This is a genomic window from Amycolatopsis rhizosphaerae, assembly GCF_007713715.1.
Lineage (GTDB): Bacteria > Actinomycetota > Actinomycetes > Mycobacteriales > Pseudonocardiaceae > Amycolatopsis_E > Amycolatopsis_E rhizosphaerae.
In genome coordinates this window covers 1-22,442 of the sequence record NZ_VJWX01000031.1, presented here as the reverse complement: position 1 = coordinate 22,442, position 22,442 = coordinate 1, and the positions used below count along the sequence as shown (strand labels likewise).

Annotated in this window: 22 protein-coding genes and 1 pseudogene; 13 read left to right on the top strand and 10 right to left on the bottom strand. The window is 68.3% G+C overall.

Features of this window, described 5'->3' with window-relative positions; genetic code table 11:
* Nucleotides 1-273: 273 nt before the first annotated feature.
* A complete protein-coding gene (locus FNH05_RS05555; protein ID WP_144586182.1) occupies nt 274-567 on the top strand; it encodes a hypothetical protein in 294 nt (97 codons plus the stop codon).
* Nucleotides 568-866: 299 nt separating this feature from the next.
* Here the strand turns inward: FNH05_RS05555 and fumC are convergent, their stop codons facing one another.
* The 3 genes from fumC to FNH05_RS05540 all read right to left on the bottom strand — a co-directional run bounded on the left by fumC (nt 867) and on the right by FNH05_RS05540 (nt 4,944).
* On the bottom strand, nt 867-2,327 hold the full coding sequence (gene fumC, locus FNH05_RS05550; RefSeq protein ID WP_144586181.1) for a class II fumarate hydratase: 1,461 nt from the start codon (nt 2,325-2,327) through the stop codon (nt 867-869).
* Nucleotides 2,324-3,991: an NAD-dependent malic enzyme gene (locus FNH05_RS05545; protein ID WP_144586180.1), complete on the bottom strand. Its 1,668-nt coding sequence runs from the start codon at nt 3,989-3,991 to the stop codon at nt 2,324-2,326. The genes fumC and FNH05_RS05545 overlap by 4 nt, the downstream gene beginning before the upstream one ends.
* Before the next feature lie 86 nt (nt 3,992-4,077).
* Complete coding sequence (locus FNH05_RS05540; RefSeq protein WP_222426529.1) at nt 4,078-4,944, bottom strand: SDR family oxidoreductase; 867 nt, start codon at nt 4,942-4,944, stop codon at nt 4,078-4,080.
* 409 nt (nt 4,945-5,353) lie between these two features.
* Here FNH05_RS05540 and FNH05_RS05530 point away from each other — a divergent pair, with 409 nt between their 5' ends.
* A complete protein-coding gene (locus FNH05_RS05530) occupies nt 5,354-6,172 on the top strand; it encodes an IclR family transcriptional regulator (protein WP_144586178.1) in 819 nt (272 codons plus the stop codon).
* 102 nt (nt 6,173-6,274) lie between these two features.
* Here the strand turns inward: FNH05_RS05530 and FNH05_RS39110 are convergent.
* Nucleotides 6,275-6,430: pseudogene (locus FNH05_RS39110) on the bottom strand (DUF1048 domain-containing protein); the annotation flags it as partial.
* A gap of 139 nt (nt 6,431-6,569) precedes the next feature.
* Between FNH05_RS39110 and FNH05_RS05520 the strand changes: the two are divergent.
* From FNH05_RS05520 to FNH05_RS05510, 3 genes are read left to right on the top strand one after another with little or no spacing between them, the layout of a single operon-like run.
* Complete coding sequence (locus FNH05_RS05520; protein WP_246127550.1) at nt 6,570-7,166, top strand: class I SAM-dependent methyltransferase; 597 nt, start codon at nt 6,570-6,572, stop codon at nt 7,164-7,166.
* Nucleotides 7,167-7,200: 34 nt separating this feature from the next.
* Nucleotides 7,201-7,584 (top strand): BlaI/MecI/CopY family transcriptional regulator, encoded by a 384-nt coding sequence (locus FNH05_RS05515; protein ID WP_144586176.1) that lies wholly within the window; start codon nt 7,201-7,203, stop codon nt 7,582-7,584.
* Nucleotides 7,581-8,375, top strand: a complete 795-nt coding sequence (locus tag FNH05_RS05510) for a M56 family metallopeptidase (protein ID WP_144586175.1) — start codon at nt 7,581-7,583, stop codon at nt 8,373-8,375. The genes FNH05_RS05515 and FNH05_RS05510 overlap by 4 nt, the downstream gene beginning before the upstream one ends.
* Nucleotides 8,376-8,531: 156 nt before the next feature.
* Here the strand turns inward: FNH05_RS05510 and FNH05_RS05500 are convergent, their stop codons facing one another.
* Nucleotides 8,532-9,113: a CGNR zinc finger domain-containing protein gene (locus FNH05_RS05500; RefSeq protein ID WP_144586173.1), complete on the bottom strand. Its 582-nt coding sequence runs from the start codon at nt 9,111-9,113 to the stop codon at nt 8,532-8,534.
* A 77-nt stretch (nt 9,114-9,190) separates the two neighbouring features.
* Between FNH05_RS05500 and FNH05_RS05495 the strand changes: the two genes are divergently transcribed.
* The 3 genes from FNH05_RS05495 to FNH05_RS05480 all read left to right on the top strand — a co-directional run bounded on the left by FNH05_RS05495 (nt 9,191) and on the right by FNH05_RS05480 (nt 12,926).
* Complete coding sequence (locus FNH05_RS05495; protein WP_186382396.1) at nt 9,191-10,564, top strand: MFS transporter; 1,374 nt, start codon at nt 9,191-9,193, stop codon at nt 10,562-10,564.
* Nucleotides 10,565-10,582: 18 nt separating this feature from the next.
* Entirely contained in the window at nt 10,583-11,704 is a 1,122-nt protein-coding gene (locus FNH05_RS05490; RefSeq protein WP_144586171.1) for an epoxide hydrolase family protein, read from the top strand.
* A 523-nt stretch (nt 11,705-12,227) separates the two neighbouring features.
* Nucleotides 12,228-12,926 carry a TetR/AcrR family transcriptional regulator gene (locus FNH05_RS05480; RefSeq protein WP_144586170.1) on the top strand — a complete coding sequence of 233 codons (699 nt, stop codon included), beginning with the start codon at nt 12,228-12,230 and terminating at the stop codon, nt 12,924-12,926.
* Nucleotides 12,927-13,272: 346 nt separating this feature from the next.
* Here the strand turns inward: FNH05_RS05480 and FNH05_RS05475 are convergent, their stop codons facing one another.
* On the bottom strand, nt 13,273-14,025 hold the full coding sequence (locus FNH05_RS05475; RefSeq protein WP_144586169.1) for an alpha/beta fold hydrolase: 753 nt from the start codon (nt 14,023-14,025) through the stop codon (nt 13,273-13,275).
* 61 nt (nt 14,026-14,086) lie between these two features.
* A complete protein-coding gene (locus FNH05_RS05470) occupies nt 14,087-15,229 on the bottom strand; it encodes an FAD-dependent oxidoreductase (protein WP_246127549.1) in 1,143 nt (380 codons plus the stop codon).
* Nucleotides 15,230-15,362: 133 nt separating this feature from the next.
* On the opposite strand from FNH05_RS05470, the gene FNH05_RS05465 reads away from it, so the two are divergent.
* Nucleotides 15,363-16,049 carry an MFS transporter gene (locus FNH05_RS05465; protein ID WP_144586167.1) on the top strand — a complete coding sequence of 229 codons (687 nt, stop codon included), beginning with the start codon at nt 15,363-15,365 and terminating at the stop codon, nt 16,047-16,049.
* A gap of 57 nt (nt 16,050-16,106) precedes the next feature.
* Here FNH05_RS05465 and FNH05_RS37850 read toward each other — a convergent pair whose 3' ends face one another.
* Entirely contained in the window at nt 16,107-16,496 is a 390-nt protein-coding gene (locus FNH05_RS37850; protein WP_186382395.1) for a nuclear transport factor 2 family protein, read from the bottom strand.
* 55 nt (nt 16,497-16,551) lie between these two features.
* Nucleotides 16,552-17,787, bottom strand: a complete 1,236-nt coding sequence (locus FNH05_RS05455) for an MFS transporter (RefSeq protein WP_186382394.1) — start codon at nt 17,785-17,787, stop codon at nt 16,552-16,554.
* Nucleotides 17,788-17,880: 93 nt separating this feature from the next.
* On the opposite strand from FNH05_RS05455, the gene FNH05_RS05450 reads away from it, so the two are divergent.
* Nucleotides 17,881-18,453: a TetR/AcrR family transcriptional regulator gene (locus tag FNH05_RS05450; RefSeq protein ID WP_144586164.1), complete on the top strand. Its 573-nt coding sequence runs from the start codon at nt 17,881-17,883 to the stop codon at nt 18,451-18,453.
* A 362-nt stretch (nt 18,454-18,815) separates the two neighbouring features.
* Here FNH05_RS05450 and FNH05_RS05445 read toward each other — a convergent pair whose 3' ends face one another.
* The gene (locus FNH05_RS05445) at nt 18,816-19,793 is read right to left on the bottom strand and encodes a MerR family transcriptional regulator (protein WP_144586163.1); all 978 of its coding nucleotides are present in this window, start codon (nt 19,791-19,793) and stop codon (nt 18,816-18,818) included.
* A gap of 132 nt (nt 19,794-19,925) precedes the next feature.
* On the opposite strand from FNH05_RS05445, the gene FNH05_RS05440 reads away from it, so the two are divergent.
* From FNH05_RS05440 to FNH05_RS05430, 3 genes are all read left to right on the top strand, one after another.
* The gene (locus FNH05_RS05440) at nt 19,926-20,324 is read left to right on the top strand and encodes a GNAT family N-acetyltransferase (RefSeq protein ID WP_144586162.1); all 399 of its coding nucleotides are present in this window, start codon (nt 19,926-19,928) and stop codon (nt 20,322-20,324) included.
* 141 nt (nt 20,325-20,465) lie between these two features.
* On the top strand, nt 20,466-20,846 hold the full coding sequence (locus FNH05_RS37845) for a site-specific integrase (RefSeq protein ID WP_186382393.1): 381 nt from the start codon (nt 20,466-20,468) through the stop codon (nt 20,844-20,846).
* Nucleotides 20,847-20,893: 47 nt separating this feature from the next.
* A partial coding sequence (locus FNH05_RS05430) for a TOTE conflict system archaeo-eukaryotic primase domain-containing protein (RefSeq protein ID WP_186382392.1) occupies nt 20,894-22,442 on the top strand: 1,549 nt, incomplete at its 3' end.

Here is a 22,442-nt window from a genome sequence, read left to right as displayed (position 1 = left end):
TCTCCGGCGGGGACTGGCCCAGACCTCGATGAACGATCCGGTCACCGCGGCCGGTGTCGGTACTTCGCCAGCTCCTGACGGCCAACGCCCAGCCGGTCCGAGGACCCCATCAACGCAAGGAAAGAGCAACGCGATGGTCTTGGGTGGAGAGGTATCTCCACCCGGGATACGGTCGCCGACCGAAGACGGGGGCGGCCGGAATTCCTAGCGTTGTACACGTTCGGACGAGGTGTCGACAGCTGGGAGGTGGGACCGGTGAGTGGTCCTGTCGAGGTGATCCTGATCATCGCCGCGATCGGTTATGTGCTGACTCGCCGGCTGATCGGGGAACCGGCGGAGGGTCGGCGCATCCTGCTCGTCCCGGTCGTGCTCACCGGGGTTGGCATCCTGGACCTGACCAAGGCCACACTGTCACCGGTGTCGATCGGCTTCCTGGTCGGCACGACAGCGAGTGTGGCAGAAGGGCAGGAGCGGGCAGCCGCACACCACGTCCTCTCTGCTGGACGGATTGCAGCAGAAGGCGCGGACCACGGACTGGTCGCAACAGCGCCGTCGTGGCCGCGGTAGTGGTCTCGCGTCCCTCATCGAGTACGTGCGTGCCCTCGACTTCCGGCAACCGAACAACGGCACCAGCCCCTACGACGGGCCGCAGCACGGCGCCGGCATGCGGAGCTTCGACCGGCGCACCCGATGAGCCGATCCGCCCGTTCGTGGTCGCGACCACCCTGGTGATCACCCTGGTCGAGCTGACGGCGCGTCCGGCGGGCCGGTGCTCCGGCCTGATCCGGGCACTGACCGCGGTGGTGACCGTCGCGGGTGTCGCTTCCTTTCTCCCCTGGCATCGGCTCCGGGATCGGGCGCAAGTCTCAGGCCCCGGCAACACCGTGGCCGACCATGGACAGCGGGTTCACGACGGAGTCGAACGTCTTCTCGTCGACGTGCCCGCTGGCCAGCGCGGCCTGTCTGAGCGTCTGGTTGTTGGCGAGCGCGGATTCCGCGATGTGGGCCGCGTTCTGGTAGCCGATGACCGGGCTCAGCGCGGTCACCAGCATCAGGCTCTCGTTCACGTACTGCTCGATCCTGTTTCGGTTGAGCTCGGTGCCGCTGACCGAGAAGGTCAGGAACTTCGCCATCCCGTCGGCCAGAATCCGCGCCGAGTGCAGGAAGTTGCTGATGATCACCGGGCGCATCGCGTTGAGCTCGAAGTTGCCCTGGCTGCCGGCGAAGGCGACTGCGGCGTCGTTGCCGAGCACCTGGATCGCGATCATCACGATCGCTTCGCACTGGGTCGGGTTGACCTTGCCCGGCATGATCGAGGATCCCGGCTCGTTCTGCGGCAGCAACAGCTCGGCGAAACCGGTGCGCGGCCCGGAGGCCAGCCAGCGCATGTCGTTGGCGATCTTCAGCAACGCCACCGCCAGCCCGCGCAGCGCTGCGTGGGCCCGCACCATCGGGTCGAGCGAGCCGAGAGCCATGAACTTGTTCGGCGCGGTGACGAAGGCTTTCCCGGTGAGTTGGGCCAGCCGGGCCGCGACATCGGCGCTGAAACCCTCGGGCGCGTTCAGCCCGGTCCCGACCGCGGTGCCGCCCAGCGCCAGAGCGAGCAGGCCCGCTCTGGTGTGTTCGATCTCCCCGATACAGGCGCGCAGTTGGGCGGCATAGCCCGACCATTCCTGGCCAACCGTCAGCGGAACGGCGTCCTCGAGGTGGGTCCGGCCGATCTTGACGACCTCGCCCCACTGCTCGGCCTTGGCTTCGATGGTCATGGCGAGATCCCGCGCCCGTGGCAGCAGCCGGTCATCGATCATCTGCACCGACGCGATGTGCATCGCCGTCGGAAAGCTGTCGTTGCTGGACTGACCCATGTTGACGTCGTCGTTCGGGGCGACCGGCTGCTGGCTGCCGAGCACGCCGCCGAGCAGTTGCGAAGCACGGTTGGCGATCACCTCGTTGACGTTCATGTTGCTCTGGGTGCCTGACCCGGTCTGCCAGACGTAGAGCGGGAAGTGGGAGTCCAGGTCGCCGCGAATGGTCTCCTCCGCGGCCTGGACGATGGCAGCGGTCTTCCAGTCCGGCAGCCGGCCGGCCGCGTTGTTGACCAGCGCGGCCGCTTTCTTGACGTAGCCGTAGGCGTGGTAGACCTCTTTCGGCATACGGTCGTCGCCGATGGAGAAGTGCAGGAGCGAGCGCTGGGTCTGAGCGCCCCAGTACCGGTCGGCCGGGACCTCCACGGTGCCCATGCTGTCGAACTCCTGACGCGTACCGATGGCGTCGATCCCGATCGGAACCTGCCCGACCTCTGGGTGGTCTTCTGTCGCGCTGCTCATGAGTGGGTCTTCCTGCCGTCAGATAGGACTTCGTCGGCGTAGACGGGCGACCACATCGCATCCTGCACGGCTTGGACGAGGTTGTCGTGTGCCTTCGTCGCGACACCGTCCGCGGCCGCCGCCTCGGCGACGGCCAGGGCGACCGTCGCCGAGGACGCCCGCAGATTGGCCACCGGGGGGAGCAGGGAGGCACCGGGCTTCGAGACGTCGACCTGGCCGGCCACTGCTTCGGCGGCGGCCAGCAGCATGTTGTCCGTGACGTGCCGCGCACCGGAGACGATGGTGCCAAGGCCGAGGCCCGGATAGAGCAGTGCGTTGTTGGCCTGGCCGATGGTGTAGGTCACGCCGTCATACTCGACAGGCTCGACGGGGATGCCGACGGCGATCAGCGCGCGGCCCTCCGACCAGGGCACGGCATCGGAGGGCAGCACCTCGATCCGGCTGGTCGGGTTCGACAACGGCAGCAGGATGGGCCGTTCCACCCCGCCGGCAAGGGCCTTGACGACGTCCTCGGTGAACGCGCCCGCCGCGGTCGACGTGCCGAGCAGGATTGTCGGCTTGACGTGTTCGATGGTCGTCAGGAGGTCTGTCCTGCCGTGGGCCCAGCCGTGTACCTCGGACGCCGGACGGGCATACACCTGCTGGTAGTCCGGCAGGCCGGGCATGTCGTCGGTGACGAGGCCGTTGACGTCGACGAGCCAGACGTTGTTCTCGGCTTCGGCCGGCGTTGCCCCGTCGCGCAACATCGCCGCGTAGATCTGATCCGCTATCCCGGTGCCCGCGGTCCCGGCTCCGAAGACGAGCAGGCGCTGCTCGGACCAGCGCCCTCCGGTCACCTTCAGGGCCGAGAACACCGAGGCCATGGCGATGGCGCCGGTGCCCTGCATGTCGTCGTTGAAGATGCGGTACTTCTTGGCGTTGCCGACGAGGATTCGCCGCGCGTTCGACGGGCCGAAGTCTTCGAAGTGCAACAACGCGTGAGGGAACATCTCCGAGGCGGTCTTCAGGAACAGCGCGATGAACTCGTCGTAGCGTTTGCCGTCGACCCGCGCGTGGCGGTTGCCGAGGTACATCGGGCTGTTGAGCAGCTTCTCGTTGTCCGTTCCGACATCGAGGTTGACGGCGACCACCCGGCCGGGGTCGATGCCGGCGGCGGCGGTGTAGACGGCAAGCTTGCCGATCGAGATGTCGGTGCCGTTGACGCCCCAGTCGCCGATGCCCAGGATCTCCTGCGCGTCGGAGACGACCACCAGGTCCACGTCATCCGGTCCCAGGCCGAGCGACTCGAACGACGCCTTGACGTCGGCGGGCCGGTCGATCGACAGGTACACCGCACGCGAGTCGCGATAGTCGGTGGACCATTGTTCGATCGCGTCACCGACGGTGGGGTCGTAGACGACCGGAAGCAGTTCCTCGAGGTGATCGGTCAGCAGCTTGAAATACAGCACCTGGTTACGGTTGTGAACCTCGTTGAGGAAGATGTACTTCTGTAGATCACTGGGCTGTCGCCGCAATTGCGCGTAGGCGCGCGCGGCCTGTTCGTCAAGGGTCTCGACCGCGGCGGGCAAGCGGCCCGTGATGCCCAGTTCGGCTCGCTGAGCGAGCGTGAACGCGGTGCCGCGGTTGCGGAATCGGTCCTGCAGGACAGTGATTTTGGGGGGCATGGCTCCTCCACGTGATCGCGCGGTTTCGTGGTTGTCGAGACACGGCGGGGCGCGATGGTGCGGCGACCGCGGCGCGACGTCGCCCGTCAGGCCGAGATGGGGTCCTGGTCTGAGCGCAACGTTTCCGGCTCCATGTCGAAGGCGCGCTGGATGCCCGCCGCCCGAGTCCCCAACCCGTCCGTGGTCTTCTTGTGCCACGGCGCGTCGATGAGACTCTTGGTCTCCTCGATCATGGATTTGGGCTCCAGGTTGCGGTACGTGTCGATCTCTCCCGCGGCGACCGCGGTCATGGTCGCGTAGACCGGTTCCGGGTTGAACTGCGCTCGCGGGAACGCGAGCTTCGAGTAGTCGAACAGTCGCTGCGCCGGGTCGTCCTCCCAGCTCTCCCAGGTCTGGAACATGCGGTCGTTGAACCCGGTGAGGAACGGCCCCGGGTTGATGGTCGCCACCTCGATCCCGAACTCCTGCAACTCGTCCTTCATGCTCTCGGCGATCGCCTCGACGGCGTGCTTGGACGCGGCGTAGATGCCGGTGAACGGGTTGACGTTGAGACCCTCGCGTGAGGAGACCCAGACGATCCGGCCTCGCCCGCGGCCGACCATCTGCTTGGCGATGCCCTGGGTGAGCAGGAGTGGACCGGTCACATTGACCTCGAACTGGTGACGGATGTTCGACGCCGGGATGTCGACGGTTGCCCCGCCTTCACCCACACCGGCGTTGTTCACCAGAATCTCGACGTTCCAGTCCAGCGCCTTGCGCCGGTCACCTTCGTTGGTGACATCGAGCTTCTCGACGCGCAGCTGGACACCCCGTTCGGCCGCCTGACGCTTCACAGTCTGGACCTGGGCGTAAATCTCTACCGAAGCGATGACCTCGAAGCCTTTCGCGGCCAGTCTCATCGCCACTTCGTGGCCGAAGCCGGTGCCGGCTCCGGTGACCAGTACTTTTCGCACTCTCGTTCCTTCCTCGTTCGCATGGTTATGCGGCATAGCCCGACTGGGTTTTCGCCGCGACTGCCCGCGCGTTCCACAGGGCCATCAGCACGACGGCGGGGTCCGTCTTCACCGACCGGATGCCGTGGCGGACCGCTCGAGCTCGTGGCCGCGACCGTAGCTATCGGGCATGGCCGGCCGGTTGTCGAAGAACGCCATATCAAACCGGCCGTCGTGCAAGGTCCGTGCAATTCGAGTAGTTCTGCGCCTGCAGAAACACGATCAAGGCACGATGGCGATCAGCTGCCGAGACCGTCGACATCGACATGTTCTCCTTCGGGGAGCGCCGTTGACTACCTACGCCAACCCTTGAACAATTCAGGTGAGAGCCACAACCGAAGTTGCAGTATCCGGAACTTGAAGGAGAGGCATGCCCCCGGAGGCCGAGCAGGACACCCACATCCGGGCGCTGCGGGTTCTGGAAACACTCGCCGGCATGCAGCAGCCCGCGCCGTTACCGACCATCGCCGAGAGAGTCCAGCTCAGCAAGACGACGGCCTACCGCATCCTCCGTGGCCTGCAGGACCACGGGTTCATCGACCACACCGGCCGCACCGGCTACCGGATCGGCAGCCGCGCCGTCGCGCTCGCATCCCTGATCGGGCCACGCCCGGCACTCCTGCAGATCATCCGCCCGGTCCTCAAAAAACTCGCGACCGAAGCATCCGAAACCGTGACCCTCCATCTGCGCAGCGGCGCCCACCGCGTGCTGGTGCTCGCCGCGGAGCCACCCGGCAACCCGCTGCGCATCCTCCCCACGCTCGGGGAACGATCGCCGCTGACTTCGGGATGCAGTGGCCAGTCGATCCTCGCCTTCCTGCCACGACAGGAAGCCGACGACATCGTCCGTGACCACACACGCGATGGGCTGCGCCCGGGGCTGCCAGCGGCGCTTGCACGCATCCGCAAGGATTCCTACGCGCTGTCCTTCAGCGGCATCCACATCGGCTTCAACGGCGTCGCCGCACCGCTACTCGATCCCACCGACGGCACCGCGCTCGGCTCCATCGCCATCGCCGGACTCGACCGCCGCCTCCCACGCGATACCTTGCTCCAGCTGAGCACCCCGCTGCGGGCCGCCTGTGCCGACCTCGCACCACGCCTCGCGACCGTCCTCGGCCCCAACTCCTCGATCCGGCTCGACCCCCTCGACGTGATGATCCGCGACTTCCTGGACCAGCCCAGCTGACCAGAACCACTGATCACCGCGTGATTCGGTTGAAAAGGGGCTGGAGTCTTGATAGATGTCCGCGTAGGTGCGGGAGTCTTTGATGAGGCCGTCGCTGAAGGCGGCGACGTCGTTGCCGATGAGTTCCAGGACTCCCTTGCCGGTCGCTGCGCCCTCTTCGAAGAAGTCGACGATCTGTACGAGCAGGTGCCCGTCAGGCAGGTCGATCGGTCCGACCTTGAAGGTACTTCTGAATCTCCTGGTCCGCTCGGTCGGCACCGGTGGCCATTCCGTGGAGCTCCTTTTCCAATCTTCCGCATCTCTACTACTATCGATGTATAGTAACTACTATTGGACAATAGTAGGAGGGGCGTCCGTGCCAGAGGTATCAGCACATCCGAGGTTCGCGAGGAAGTACGTGCGGATCAGCGAGGCTTCCGACCGCCGGGGCAGTGCCGCGCACCGTGAGCGGATGCTGGCCGGACTGAGCGGCCGGGTCATCGAGGTCGGTGCGGGCAATGGGCGGAACTTCGCGCACTACCCCTCGACCGTCGTCGAGGTCGTGGCCGTCGAGCCCGACCCCTACCTGCGCGGCCACGCCGAGCGGGCCGCCGCGCGGGCAAGCGTGCCGATCCGCGTGGTGGACGGCGACGCCGAGCACCTGCCCGCCGAGGATGCGGAGTTCGACGCCGCGGTGTTCTCGCTGGTGCTGTGCTCGGTGCCCGATGTGGACAGTGCGTTGACGGAGGCGTGGCGGGTGCTGCGCCCGGGTGGTGAGGCCCGGTTCTACGAGCACGTGCGGGATGAAAACCTGCTGCTCGGTGGCATTCAGGATCTGATCACGCCGTTGTGGAAGCGACTCGGTGGCGGTTGTCATCCCAACCGGGACACCGAGACGGCGTTGCGACGAGCCGGATTCGCCGTCGACAGTGAGCGGTTCGCTTTCCGCCCGATGGCCTGGCTGCCGCCTTCGGCCCACATTCTCGGCACGGCAAGCAAGCCGGAGGGCCGGTGACCTCTCGAGGCTTCGGCGAGCAGGAGGTGGCTTGGTGGATTCCGTAGAGCGCGCGGTCGCGCTGTTGGGGCCGCTGGAAGGTCGGATCATGCGTGCGGTATGGACTGGCGCGGTGGCCGAGCCCTTCGTGGTCGCCGACATGCAGGCCTTGCTGCCCGAACTGGCCTATACCACGGTGATGACCACGGTGAAGCGATTGGCGGGCAAGGGTTTGCTTCAGCTGAGCCGGGACGTCGAGAAGCGGGCGTATGAATACCACTCGAGCGGGTCGGCCGAGGAATACCTGGCCGGCGCGAGCCGGGCCGCGGCCGCGAACGTTGTCGACCGCTACGGTGATGCCGCGCTGGCGGCGTTCGCGGCCCAGCTGGCCGACCTGCCGCCCGAGCAGGTCGAGCGGCTGCGAAAGCTTGCCCGATGACGGCCCGTTTGTCGCGTCGGCGGGGCGCGGTCCTGGTAACGGGGTTGGTCGTACTCCGTATGGTCTGGGACGCCGCGGGCGGTGCGTGCCCGAAGATGAGCGTGGCGGCGTGTATCGGGGTGTCGGCAGCGTTGGTGGCACTGGTGTGCGGTATCGGATTCGGGGCACGGGCGGTGTGGCTTGGGGTGTCCACGGCCCGCGCCGTCACCGATCTGCCCCGTCAGCAGTGCGATCCGGCGCTTGTCGCCGCCGCACGATCGGCTGGCTTGTCCAGAGTGGACTGTGTGGTGGCGGCTGCCCCCTCGGCTTTCACGGCCGGGCTCGTCCGGCCGCGTGTTTCCGTGACGTCGGCCGCGGTGACCGCGTTGGATCCGCAGGAGTTGCAGGCGGTTCTGGTTCACGAGTCGGCGCACGTGCGGCGGCGCGATCCGCTGCGCCGTGTCCTGATCAAGGCGGCCACGGATGTGGTCTTCTTCGTACCGGCACTGCGGTGGTGGGGCGAGCGTCAACGCGAATCGTCAGAACTCGCCGCGGATCGCTCCGCTATCGAGCGGGTCGGACGCAAGGCGGTCGCGGGTGCACTGCTGGCCACCGCGACCGGAGGCGCGCCGTCATTGACAGCGGCGTTCGATGCGCCGGTCGCCGCTCGCACCGCACAACTTCTGGACGACCCCATTCCCGCTCGTCCGGTGCCGCTACGGCTGGTGCTGCTCTCGTTCGTCGGCGCGGTGACCGCGGTCAGCCTCCTGATGTGCATCGGACAGACCGCGCTGACCGTCCTGTCCCGGTGAAGCACCTCCATGCGGCCACGGCGCCGGGAGCCGGAGTCGTTTGAGTGCGAGTGCGTTGAGGGCGACGATGAGGCTGGAGCCGGACATGGACAGCGCGGCGATTTCCGGCCGGAGTACCAGGCCGAACGCGGGTCTGACAGGGTCATGTACCGGCACTCAACGCGGGCTTTGCCGACTCCGGTAGGCCGCGACGCTGGCCCGGTGCGCGCAGGTTCGGGTGCAGTACTGCTTCGAGCCGTTGCGCGAGAGGTCCACGTAAGTGGCCCGGCAGTTCGGCCCGGCACATACGCCGAGACGAGCCGGACCAAGCGTGGCGATCACGGAGGCCAGTGCGCTGAGCGTCGTCGCGGCCAGTTGCGCCGAGCAGCGGTCGGTGTCGGAGGTGACCTCGGTCCACCAGCGATCGTGATCGTGGCGCAGCACCGGGGTGGCGCGACTGTCACGCAAACCGTCGTTGATCAGGGCCGCGGCTCCGGCCGCGTCGGTGCTCGCTCGTTCGAGCAAGGCGCGAACGGTCTCGCGTAACGCCCGAACCTCCGCCAGATCGGCGCGGCTGAGACGCCGCCGCACCCCTTGCCCCGCGGCCGAACTCGGGGACTCGGCCGGGAAATGGTCGTCGAGGAAGTCCCGGAGCTGCTCCACGGTCTCGAGCGCGTCCTCTCCCTTGACCGGCTTCAAGGTGTTGGCGAGATCGACGGCCGTCTGGACCGCCGCCGGGCTGTAACACGCATCAAGCATTTGACGTGTCTCCTCGATGCTCGGTAACGTGACATCCATAGTAGCTGTCACGTGTCACAAGCTGGGAGAAAACAACGATGCCGCAAGCCATCCCGGCTGGCGGGGCACTGGGCGGCAGTACGAACCGGGCCTTGGACGGGCGCCGGCTGGGGTTGGCACTGGGAATGCTGGTGCTGCCGCAGTACGTAGCTCTAGGAGCACCGTCGGTGGCACTGCCTGCCATCGGCCGCGCGCTCGCGGTGCCGTTCGGGGCCACCGCATGGATTCTCGCCGCATGGTCGCTGACCTCCGCACTCGCGATGCCGGTCGCGGGCCGGCTGATGGCACGGCGGAGTCCGGTCCGGGTACTCGTCGCCGGGGTCGTCGCACTCGCCGCGGGCTCGGCGCTCGCGGGAACAGGCCCCACGCTGCCGGTCGTGATCGTCGGCCGGCTGATCGGCGGCGCCGGGGCGGGTGCGACCGTGATCGCCGTCTTCGCCGTGGCCGGCGCCCTTCCCGGGCGGGAACGGATCCGTGCGCTGGGCATCATCGCAGCCGCCGGCGCGACGGCGTCGGCGTGCGGGACCCTGGTGGGCGGGGCGGTCACCGCATGGCTGGGATGGCGCGCCGTGCTCGCGATCCCGGTCCTCGCGCTGCCCCTCCTACCGGCCGCATTGACGGATAGGCGCACGTTCACGGAAACCGGTGAGCGCAACGATTCGTCCGGGCGACTCGACTTGGTCGGCGCGGCCGCGCTGTCGGTACTCGCCGGCTCGTTGATCACGTTGCTGCAAGCACACTCGGTCGGCCTGCCCGCCCCTGTCACGCTCGCCATAGCTGCCGCCGGGGCGCTCGCCGCCGTGGGACTGTGGTGGCGCATGCGACGCTTGCCCGACGGGTTCGTGCCTCGGCGGGTGATCGCGGCCCGCGGCTTCCTGCCAGCCGGGCTCGTCGGCGGGACGATCTTCGCCGGGTACTACGGGGTGCTGTTCCTCGCCCCGTCCCTGATCGAGCAGGTCACGGGTGGTGGCGCGCTCGAGGCCGGCGCGCTCCTGGTCCCTGCCGCCGCCTGCTCGGTGCCGGCAGGGCGGCTGGTCGGCGCGTTGACCGACCGGTTCGCCAGTTGGCAGGTTTCGGCCGGGCTTGCGGCATTCACCGTCGTCGGCGTGCTCGTGGTCGCGGCGTTCCACGGGCCGATTCCGGTCGTCGCCGGCACGGCGCTGGCCGTGTGTGGCTTCGCCGGCGCACAGGCCGTACTGGTGGGCCTCGCACCGGAACTGGTCGCCGCGCGCGACCGCGACACCGCGCAGGGACTGCTCAGCTTCATGATCTTCCTGGGTGGCGGGATCGGCCCGGCCGCTGTCGCGGGCCTGTCCACCATCGCGCCAGAGCGGGTGGGCCTCGCCGTGCTCGCGGCAATCCCCTTGGCCGGTCTCGCACTCAGCTTGACCCGCCCTCCAATAACGCATTGACCAGAAAGGAGCCTCACCATGGCCGCCGAGCCATTCGAGGTCAGCGTCACCGAAGCCGAGATCGCGGATCTGCGTGAACGGTTGCGACGGACACGGTGGCCTGAGCCCGAGCCGGTGGACGACTGGTCGCAGGGGGTGCCGCTGGCCTATGCGCAAGAGCTTTGCCGTAGCTGGGCCGAGGACTACGACTTCGGGTTCGCCCGGCGCCTGAACGTTTTCCCGCAATACCGCGACACCGTCGACGGGCTCGGCATCCATTTCCTGCACGTCCGCTCACCCGAACCGGACGCGTTCCCGCTGGTGCTCACGCACGGCTGGCCGGGCTCGGTGCTCGAGTTCCTGGAGGTCCTCGGCCCGCTGACCGACCCGCGCGCGCACGGCGGGGACCCGGCGGACGCGTTCCACGTGGTCGCGCCGTCGCTGCCCGGGTACGGCTGGAGCGACAAGCCGACGACGACCGGGTGGGGCGTCACTCGCATCGCGCGCGCCTGGGACACGTTGATGGTTTCGCTGGGTTACGAGCGGTACGGCGCACAGGGCGGCGACTGGGGTTCGGCGGTGTCCGGCGCGCTGGGCGGGGTGGCGCCCGAGCGGGTCGCCGGCGTGCACCTGAACCTGGGGTCCGTGGCGGCGGGCACGTTCGACGACCCGACGCCCGCGGAGTTGGCGAACCTCGAAGCTGGGAAGGAGTTCCAGCGCACCGGCCGGGGATACTCGGCGATCCAGGCAACCCGGCCACAGACGCTCGGCTACGGCCTCACCGACTCCCCGGCGGGCCAGGCCACCTGGATCGCCGAGAAGTTCTGGGCCTGGACCGACAACAACGGCCACCCCGAGGACGCGGTTTCGCGGCAGAAAATCCTCGATGAGATCTCGGTCTACTGGTTCACCGCGTCGGCCACGTCGTCAGCGCGCCTGTACTGGGAGAGCTTCGCCAACTTCCGGGACAAGGTCACCGCGCCCTCCGGACTTTCGGTCTACCCACGCGATATAACCCGCCCGTCGCGGCGAGAGGCCGAGCTGCGGTTCACCGACCTGCGCTGGTTCGAGGAACTGCCAAGAGGCGGCCACTTCGCCGCGCTGGAGCAGCCGAAGTCGCTGGTCGAACAGGTGCGCGACTTCTTCCGCCTCGTCCGCTGACCGCCCGCCCCATTCCCAAGGAAGACCAAATCGTCCTGCCGATCTCAGCGTCACTTGCACTTCACCCGCACCGATACCAAGCAGATTCAGGTACCGGTGATCAGGCTGGTGATGCCCCTGCCCCTCGGTGTTCGCCCGGCTCGATGATCCGCTCGCCGACCGGTGGCAGAACATCTTTTCCCAACACCCGCCGCAGGCCCGACCACGCGGCGCGACGCCGCCCGGCCGGTGAACGCCTTCCATGGCAAGACTGTGCACCTGTGGGACCGCGGCGGCCTCGGCTCCTGGATTGCCGAGTTCATCGCCCGCGCAGGTGCCCAGCGGCTGCTCCTGTGCGACCCCGGAACCATCACCGGTGGCCTGGGTCTCGCCACGAGTTTTCCGAGTGCGGACGCCAGTTCCTGGACGGCATCACGTCCATCGGCAACCGGGTCTTTGCTTCGCCGAGGCGCCCTGGCCGCGGCTGGCGCCGAGCACAAGCAGCGACTACGTCGATTGCGAACGTGTTCGTTACGATCGTGGTGTGAGTGCGAGAAGAGAGCCGATCAGTCGTCGGGAGCGTCCGGCCAAGCCTGCCCTTTCTCGGCAGTGGATCGTGGAGACCGCCGTGCGGATCATGCGGGCGGAGGGGCTGGAGAAGGTCACCATGCGCCGGCTGGCGCAGGAGCTGGACACTGGTCCGGCCTCGCTCTACGTCTACCTGGCCAACACGGCCGAGCTGCACGCGGCCGTGCTGGACGCACTGTTGGGGGACGTCGATCTGGCCGGCGGGGGCGCCGGGGACGATTGGCATGACCACCTCTTCGCTGTGCTCACGTCCTACATGCGCGTGTTGTTCGAGCATCCGCAGCTCGCCCGGTCGGCTCTCGTGGCACGCCCCAGCGGCGAGAACTACCTGCGTCTGCTGGAGCGCCTCCTGGATCTGCTCTCCCGCAGCGGAGCCCCGCGTGAGCAGGTGGCCTGGGGGGCCGACACGCTCCTCCAACACGCCACGGCGACTGCCGCCGAGCACTCAACACAGGAGCATGCCCCGACGACGGAGGATGACTGGAACGCCCTCACCGTGGCCGTGCATTCGGTCGACGAGGCCACCCATCCGGCGATCAAGGCGCACATGCCTGCTCTGCTCGACGGCTCCGTCGAGGACCGCTGGCGTTGGAACTTCGATGTTTTGGTCAACGGCGTCACGCACACGCCGGTTCCTGGCGGTACGGCGGACTGAAGATTGGCTCCCGCCCCTCCTCCCGCCGGTCATCCGGGCAGCACGGGGCCTGCGGGTTCGCAGTTCTGTCCTCAGCCGCGAAACCGGGCAGCTCCGGTGCTGGTTGGCGGCCGTCACCTGCCGGCCCGGCGCAATCACTGCTGCTGACCTTGCCCCGACGGCTCCCTCTCACCGACCGCGACACCGCCGACGACAGCATCGAGGTGGAACCCCACGCCACAACGCCAACCGGCATTGTCGGGTCTCCCCGGGCAACTGCCGGCGAAGACGCGGCTGCCTCGGTGCGCAGGTTCAAGGTGACGTGTGCGGGTGGCGCGGGTGCTGTCGAGAATGATCGCGATTTACCTCATCGTGCCTCCGTGGCCGTGAGGAAGGGGTCGAGGAGGGAGAAGACCGCCTCGGGCTGCTCGCGGATGGGCTGGTGCCCGGCGTCCGGGATGAGTTCGAAGCGCCCATGCGGGAACGCCGACGCATAGGCGCGGCCGAAGTCCGGGGTGACCACGGTGTCGTTGCCGCCCCACAGCACCAGGACCGGACGAGTGACGGTGGCGAGGCGGGGCAGCAGACCGGGATCGGCCATGTCCGGCCCGGCGTAGGCGCGCAGGGCGGCCATCGACTGCGCGGACGGGCCGCGCCGCGGTGCCGGTCCGCCGGCAGGAGACGCGGGCCCCGGCGCCGGCGGTCCGGCGGGAACGGTGATCTGCTGGCGGGGGACCACCGGGCCGACGGCGTCGATGAGGACCAGCCGCGAGATCCGGCTCTCGTGGTCGTCGAGGACGGTCTGGGTGGCGACCCAGCCACCGAAGGACGTGCCGATCACCGTCACGTCGGTCAGCCGGAGGTGAGCAAGCAGATCCACATAGACCGCGGCCAGCGCTGGCACGCCGTCCAGATCGGCGGGCCGGTCGGTGCCGTCCCAGCCGGGGTGGGTGGGTGCCACCACTCGGCGGTGTGTCGTGAGGTGGTCGATCAGGGGTGCGACGGCGTCGGGACCGGGGCCGCCGTGCAGGACGAGAACCGGGCTGCCCTGCCCGGCCTCGCGCAGTTCCAGGTCAAAACCGGGCCGCACCTGCACGGTGCGTGGAGAAAGCAATGTCATGAATTCCTCGAAAAGTGTGGCGGTTCGGATGCTGAGGACGCAGCGGCGGTCAGGGCCGGTCTCACCCGGCCGCCGGGCCGGAGGTGAAGAACTCGATCATCTGCTCCAGGCCCCGCTCGCCGAACATCGTGTCCATGCTGGCGGCCGACTCGGCACCGGACGCCTCACTGCGCGGGAAGAGGGTCTCCTCGTACGCGGTCAGCGCGGCCTCGGTGTCGCCGGGGTGGGCGGCGATGGCCAGGGCGAGTTCGGCGCCGTCGATCATGGCCAGGTTGGCGCCCTCGCCGGCGAAGGGCGACATCAGGTGGGCCGCGTCACCGAGGAGCGTCACTCCGGGGACGCGGTCCCAGCGGTGCCCGACCGGCAGGGCGTGAATACGGCGCGGGGTGATCGTGTCCGCGTCGGCGACCAGGCCGCGCAGGCCCTCGTCCCAGCCCTCGAAGTGGGCCAGGACCGCGGCTTTGGCGGCCGCGAGGTCGGTGAAGCCGACCGTGTCCAGCCAGCCTTCGCCGGTCTTGAGCGCGGCGTAGACGTGCACCGAGCCGGTTGTCGTCCGGTGCGCGAGAAAGCCGCGTTCGTGTCCCAGGGCGATGAAGAATCCGCCGCCGACGACCTCGCTGCTGCGCGAGTGCCGGGTGTCGGCCTCAAGCAGGTCAGTCTCGACGAAGGAGATACCGGTGTAGGCAGGCTTGGCCGCCGAGACCAGCGGCCGGACCCGCGACCAGGCACCGTCGGCGCCGATCAGCAGGTCGGTGCTGATGGCCGAGCCGTCGGCGAACGTGACCTCGTGGCGTCCGTCGCCCAACTCCCGAGCACCGGTGGCCTTCCGTCCCCAATGGATCGTCCCGTCGGGTAGGGAGTTCAGCAGCAGATCGCGCAGATCGCCGCGCTCCACCTCGGGGCGGTCGCCCGAGCCGTCGTCCTTTTCGGACACGTGCACCGCGCCGTCGGGGCCGAGCAGGCGCACCGCTTGACCGCCCTCGTGGACGATCTTGAGGAAGTCGTCGTGCAGGGCGGCGGCGCGCAGGGCCTTCTGCCCGTTTTCTTCGTGGATGTCGAGCATCCCGCCCTGGGTGCGGGCGGCCGCCGACGCCTCCAGTTCGAAGATGGCCGACTCGATGCCGTTGACGTGCAGGACACGGGCGGCGGTCAGGCCGCCCAGGCCGCCGCCGATGATCGCGATGGGGTGGTGAGTGGTGCTCACGGATCCTCCGAAGCAAGCGTGGGATTCCCTGTGGGCCGAACCGGCTTCGGTGCGCAAGCAGCCCTGTGGAGGCGGCGCGCGGTCGGCCGGCAGGCGACACATCAATCTGTTCCCAGTGTAGCGAACGTGTTCGTTGCGAACAAGTTCGTGCACTCCGCGGCGGCTGGAGGCGTTCGCCGTGTTCAACGTGTTCTACCAGGGCGGGATCCTCGCCGGCCCGCTCGTCGGGCTGGCGCTGACCGCTGTCGACTTCCGCCTCACCTGCCTGGTCGCGGCCGCGGTGTTCGCCGTCCTCACCCTCGTTCAACTTCGAGCGCTTCCCCCAAGGGCGATGAGGAACGCCGGAAAGCGCAACTCCGTACTCGCCCAATGGCGGACGGTGGCCTCGAACCGCACGTTCATGCTCTTCGCCCTGGTGATGACCGGCTCCTACGTGCTGTCCTTCCAGACCTATCTCGCACTTCCAACGGAAGCGCGACGCGTCGCCGGCTCGGCGACCGCGGGGGACGCTCTCGTGGCCGGGCTGTTCGCGGTTTCCGGAGTGCTTGCCCTCGCCGGGCAGTTGAAGGTCACGGGCTGGTTCAAGGCACGGTTCTCCCCCGGCACCTGCCTGGTCATCGGCATGGCCCTGATGGCACTGGCTTTCGTCGCACCCGTGATCGCGGCCCGCGCCGGCTCGATCCCGGCCGCCACCGCTCTCGTCGTAGCCGCCGGGATGCTGGCACTGGGCACGGTCGCGGTGTTCCCGTTCGAAATGGACACCGTCGTCCGCCTCGCGGTAGCTGCCGGTCAGGTCGTAGGCAGCCAAGAATCTCCATGATCTCCTCGTTCGGCCTCACAACTGCCGTTGACCGAGCCGTGGGCTGGCGACGGGGTGTTATCGGTCGAGTTGGGCTTGGAAGATGGCGCGGTTGAAGTAGGCGCGGGCTTCCCGGATAAGGCCGTTGTCGTCGAGGTCGTAGACATTGATGCCCGACCAGTTCACCGGAATGCCGGTGCGGGTGACGGCCGCGCCGGTCCAGGAAACCGCGACCGAGTGTCCGACGGTGTGGGCTTCGCGCGGGGTGAGGCCGAGGAAGGGATCGAAGTTCGGTAGCACCGAGGCGATGAACTCGCGGATGGCGGGGCGGCCGACGATCGGCGGCTGGCCGACCGGATCGTGGAAGATGCCGTCGGTGGCGAACGTGTCGGCCCAGGAGTCGGCATCGCCGGACTGTGAGGCGGTGAAGAACCGCATCACGGCAGCGGGCATCGCGGGCATGGTCATGGGTGATCTCCTTGCAATGGTGGTGTTAACAGAGGGTTCGGGGAAGTCTTGGGGCTCAGGCGGATAACGCGGTGCGGTGCCGCCGGTCGTAGCGGCGGGCGAAGGGCAGCACCGCCAGTCCGGCGATGGCCAGCACCGCCTGCAGGGCGCAGACACCGGGCCAGCCGAAGGCCGCATAGCAGACTCCCGCCAAGGCGGCGCAGACCGCGCCGCTGAGGAAGACCGCGACCATGTAGACGGTGTTGGCGCGGCTGCGTGCTTCGGGCAGGTAGGCGAAGATGCGGGCCTGGTTGGCGATCTGGCTCCACTGCACCGCGACATTGACCGAGACGATCGCCGCGACCATGAAGGCCGGCGCGGTGCGGCCCAGTGCGTAGGCCCCGGCCGAGAGCAGGGTCAGCGCCAGGGCGGCGGTGATGATCGGCAACGCGCCGCGGCGGTCGACGAACCGTCCGGCCCAGGGTGCGGCGACCGCGCCCGCCAGTCCCAGCACCCCGAACAAACCCGCGGTGGCGGTGCTGAAGTGATAGGGCTCGTGGGTGAGGACCAACACCAGCGAGGTCCAGGTGGTGTTGTAGGCGCCGAACAGGCTCGCGTGCAACAGGCACGAGTGCCGCAGGGCCGGTTCGGCCCGCACCAGTCGTGGCAGCGAGGCGAGCAGGCGGCCGTAGCCGATCGTGGTCGCGCGGGCGGGCTCACGCGGAACCAGGGCCACGGTCAGCAGCCCGGACGCCCCGGTCAGCACGGCGGCCAGCACGTAAACCGACCGCCAGCCGAAGATCTCGCCCATCGCGCCGCCGATCACGCGCGATCCGATGATGCCGGTCATCAGACCGATCTGGACCCCGGCGACGACCGAGGCCCGCCGCTGCGGCGGGGCCAGCTCGGCGGCCAGTGGCACCAGCACCTGTGGGATGACGGTGAATCCGCCCACCAGCGCCGCAGCCGCCGCCAGCAGCGACAGGCCGGGTGCGGCCGCGGCGAGCAGCAGCGCGATCACCGTGGCGGTCAGCATGATCAGCAGCAGCGGCCGCCGACGCCGGACGTCGCCCAGGGGCACCAGAAACAGAATCCCTGTCGCGTACCCGAACTGCGCGCAGGTCACCACCAGTCCGGCCGACGACGGCGCGGCACCCAATCCTCGGGCGAACAACGTCAGCAGCGGTTGTGCCAGGTACACGTTGGCCACCGTCGCTCCGCTGCAGATCGCCATCACCGCGAACAGCGGGCGCGCACGGAAAGCGCTCGCGGTCGAGGGTTGGCCGGGTTGCTGCTCTTCGGTAGCGGTCATCACCGTCTCCATCAGCGATCGAACTAGTTGGTTCGGATGTTAGGAGCCAGCGACCATCGCTGTCAAACGAACCAGTTCGTTACAATCGTGGACGTGGCATACGACTCAGCGGCAACCAAGGAACGCATCCTCACCGCGGCGGCAGCCGAATTCGCCGCCCACGGCGTCGCCGGAGCCCGCGTGGATCGCATCGCGGCCACCGCCAATGCCAACAAACGAGCCATCTACGACTACTTCGGCGACAAGAAGGCACTGTTCGCCGCCGTGCTGGAACGGTTGATGACCGACCTGGCCGCAGCAGTGCCACCCGGCGACGATGCCGACCTCGGCATCTACGCCGCAGCCCTGTTCGACTACCACCGCGCCCATCCCGAAGCCTTGCGACTGCTGCTGTGGGAAGCGCTCGAAATGGGCGACGATCCGGTTCCAGACGAGCAGACGCGTACCCAGCACTACCTCGACAAGATCAGCGCCGCCGAAACCGCGGCGGGAGCCGGCGACGAAGATCCGCGTGCCCTCTTGTTCTTCACCCTCGGTCTCGTCGGATGGAGCCTCGCCATGCCGCAACTCCGCCGCATGATCCTCGGTCCCGACTTCACGCCGGAACGACTCCGCGAAGCCGTCTCCTCCGCAGTTCGGGCGCTCGCCGGTGGGCCGTCCGCGTAGCGGCCGAGCACGACCGCAGCAAAACCGCCCCCGTACTGGTGGACCAAAGCTTCCGGCCGATGTCGGTTTAGCGGGCGCCGCCACCGGAACCGTGCGACAACTTCGTCGACCACGGGGAAATCTTCTCGCCCTTGTCCGAGCCCGAGTGGGATCGTGAAAATGACCCGATGTGGCGGTTGCGGTGGCACTGGTGGCGCCGCAAGCACCCCGGAAGGGTGCTACGGCTGCCCCCCCCAGGAACCACCGCCGCCCAGGAACCCACTCCCGCCCGTGTAAGGCGTGATGACGGGAACTCGCGTCGCGGCACCATCCCCGACGAGATGCTGGAGGAATTGGGTGAGTGGCAGAGGACCGAAGGCCGGCTAGCTCAGAGCGGCGGCCATCCATTCGCGGACCGCCGTCGCCTGGTCCGGGTCCGGCTTGGGCGTACCGTTGATCGTCGCCAGCAGGGACTGGTACCTGGTCAGCAGCTTCAGGCCAGTCGACTTGGCCCGCCACTGCGCCGCCTTACCGTTCCGGTCGAACTCGACGATGCCGCGGCGGGCCCGATCGGGGTCGTGCTCCCCGGTCAGGGCGGCGGTGAACTCTGCGGCGTCCGCAGCCACACGCTCGGCGATGTCCCGGGCCTGCCGCGAATCCGCGGGCACGCCGGCCTGCTGCGCCGCCCGCGCCTCCAGGAGGAGCTTCCGATGCCTCTCCGCGCGGGCCATCATCTCCGGCGTGGCCATCAGCTTGCCCTTTTCGGTACCGAAGGCGCGTCGGAAGAAGTCCCGCACCGCTGTGCGGAACTCCTCGTCCTGCACGATCTCGGCGAGTTCGATCCAGGCCTCGAGCTGCTCGGTGGACGGCTCCTCGGGCAGGCGCGGCCGCTGGCTGTGCAGCCGGTCGGGATAGCTGGGGTGGACGTCCAGGCCCTCGGTCACGAAGTCCCAGAACTGGTTGATGAGCCGGTCACGGTCGTCGTCGGACATCGACACGAGCTTGTGTATCAGGCTCACCTGTTCTGTTGTCGTGTGTTGCCGCACGATGGTCCGCAGCACTGCCCGGCGCGCCCGGAACTGCCGCAGCTGGCCCTCGACCAGCCGCAGATGCGTGGCGGCCAGGTCGTGCAGGGTGGTCTCCGCGGCCAGCACCTGGCGGATGTCGTCCAGGCTGGCACCCAGGTCCCGCAGGGTGCGCACGAGTTCGAGCCGGGCGATCGCGTGCACGTCGTACTGTCGGAAGCCGCCCTCGGTGAGGCCGGTGGGCGTGACGACGCCCTCGTCGGCGTAGAACCTGATCGCGCTCACGCTCAGGCCGGTGCGGCGAGCGACGTCCCCGATGGGGTAGAGCTCATTCATACCCGCCACTATGCGATCTCAAGTGGCTTGAGAGTCAAGGAATCCACCACCCTGGTTTCGGTGGCCCTGGATCCGGCACAGGCCCGGGGAGTGGGGTGTCGACGGCCGGGTGAAGTGTGGACCATGGTGGCCATGGTTGAAGTGGTGCAGTTCTCGCGGGATCACCTTGCGGGGGTGCTCGCCTTGTGCGAGGCGGAGTCGTGGCCTACTTATCCGGCTGACTCGGCGCGTGCGGAGGCCGCGTTGTGTGCGCCGGGGACGTTGACACTCGTGGCGGTTGATGCTGGTGCGGTGGTGGGCTTCGCGCACGCTTTGACCGACGGGCTGCGCTTGTACCTCGCGGAGATTGTCACGGTGGCACGGCGTCGCCGGGAAGGTATCGCCCGGCGGCTGATCGGTGAACTGTTCGAGCGCAGCGGAGTAGCGCGGGTCGACCTGCTCACGGATACGGCCGATGCCTTCTATGCGACGTTTCCGCATCGTCGGTTCAGCGGGTTCCGGTTGTATTCGCCACCTGGTGGCCAAAGCTGACCTGGTGTCTGGACGCTGTGCGCTGTCAGCGGTGGCGCGCCTTGATGAGGCGGGGCTGACGCCCATCGGCCGCGAGCAGAAACGCCCACCACGGCGGTACGTCGCTACCTCCGGAGTCTTCGGGCCTGTTACTGACATGGTGTGCCTGCCGACTTCCCGCCGCGCCTCAACGCCGGCCCCGCCGCCGACGGCAAACCCGGCACCAACCTGGCACCGACACGGCGCGGCCTCACCTTCCACGGACTACGGCACAGCCACAAAACCTGGCTCATCGCCGACGACATCCCCGAAATCGCCCAGGCCCGCCGACTCGGCCACCGCATCATCGAGACCTACAGCCACGTCGCCCCCGAACTCGAACACCAACTCCTCACCGCCCTCGAAACTCGCTGGCAGACTGCCACCCACCACGACCCGCCACCCGCACCCACCAGCCCGGACCAACGCCTCACGAACTCGCGAGGATACGCGTTGCAACAGAGCAGTCGTGAGCAGAGGACACACGGTTGTGGCGACCGCTGACCGCATGAGACGGACCCTTGCCCTTGGCAACCCCTACGGTGGTGGGCGTGAGTGATGATCTGCGATCGGCGGATGCGGCCGAGCTTGCAGAGGAGCTGGCCGGTCTGCGCGCGTTGGCCGACCGCTTGCAGGCGGAGAACGCTCGACTGTTGCGGCTGCTCAAGCTGACACCAGGGCAGGCGGCCCCGCCCGGTCCTGCCCAAACCGGCATCTTCGAGGCTCGCCCCGGCACCGTGGACCGGGAGTCCGCGCCGGAGACAAAAGTCGCCTTCTTTGAAGCATTGTTCGCCGCCCGCAGGGACGTCTACGCGACTCGCTGGGAGAACACCCGAACCGGCCAAGCAGGGTGGTTGCCCGCGGTACGCGGCAGCTGGCGCAAGGGTATACGCCACGAGGATCGCAACTACCTGCCCTTGACCAAGGAGATCGTGCACGCTCACCTGTCCGGCGAGACACATCTCGGGCTGTACCCGCTGTTGGATGGCGATCAATCTTGCTGGCTGGCAGCCGACTTCGACGGCCAAGCCGCCATGCTGGACGCCCTCGCCTACGTGAAGGCCGCCCGCGCCTGGTCGGTGCCCGCCGCTCTGGAGGTATCGCGATCCGGTATCGGCGCGCACGTGTGGGTGTTCTTCGCCGCGCCTGTCACCGCGGAGACGGCGCGGCGGCTCGGCAGCGGCCTACTCCGGGAAGCGATGGCACTTCGCGGGCATATGGATCTGTCCAGCTACGACCGCCTGTTCCCCTCGCAGGATGTCCTGCCCTCAGGCGGAGTCGGGAACCTGATCGCCGCACCACTACAGGGAAAATCCCGCCGGGACGGGGCGACCCTGTTCCTCGATCTGTCCACGATGGAGCCCCACGAGGACCAGTGGGCGTTCCTGTCCTCCCTCGGCCGGATGAGCCCCGCCGAAGTCGGCAAGGTCGCTCGCCGCGCGGGCCAGGTACAGGTCGGAGGCGGTGTCGAACGAGTCGCCACACCGACCTCCACCCGGATACGCACCACCTCGGCACCCATCATCCACGCGCGTCTGTCCGCGGGCATCAGGCTGGAGTCAGCTGAGCTGTCCCCGGCGTTGCTCGCGACGGTGAAACACGCGGCATCCATGCCGAACCCGGTCTTCTACGAACGTCAGCGGATGCGCATGTCCACCTGGGACACGCCACGCTTTCTCCGCAGCTACGACGAAACCCTCGACGGCGGCCTCATCCTGCCCCGCGGCCTGGCTGACACACTCGCCTCACTCATCGGTCAGGCAGGCAGCCGACTCGAAACCACCGACGAACGAGCACCGGGCGAACCGCAGGAATTCACCTTCACCGCCACCCTCACCACCCCGCAACAACAAGCCGCCGACGCCCTTCGCGAGCACGACCTGGGCGTGCTGGTAGCTCCGCCCGGCGCCGGAAAGACCGTGATCGCCTGCGCCTTGATCGCCCGGCACGCCGTCTCCACCCTGGTACTCGTCGACCGGAAAGCGCTCGCCGACCAATGGCGCACCCGCATCACCGACCTCCTCGACGTCAAACCCGGCCAACTCGGCGGCGGCCGCACCAAAACCCGCGGCACGGTCGACGTCGCGATGCTGCAAACCC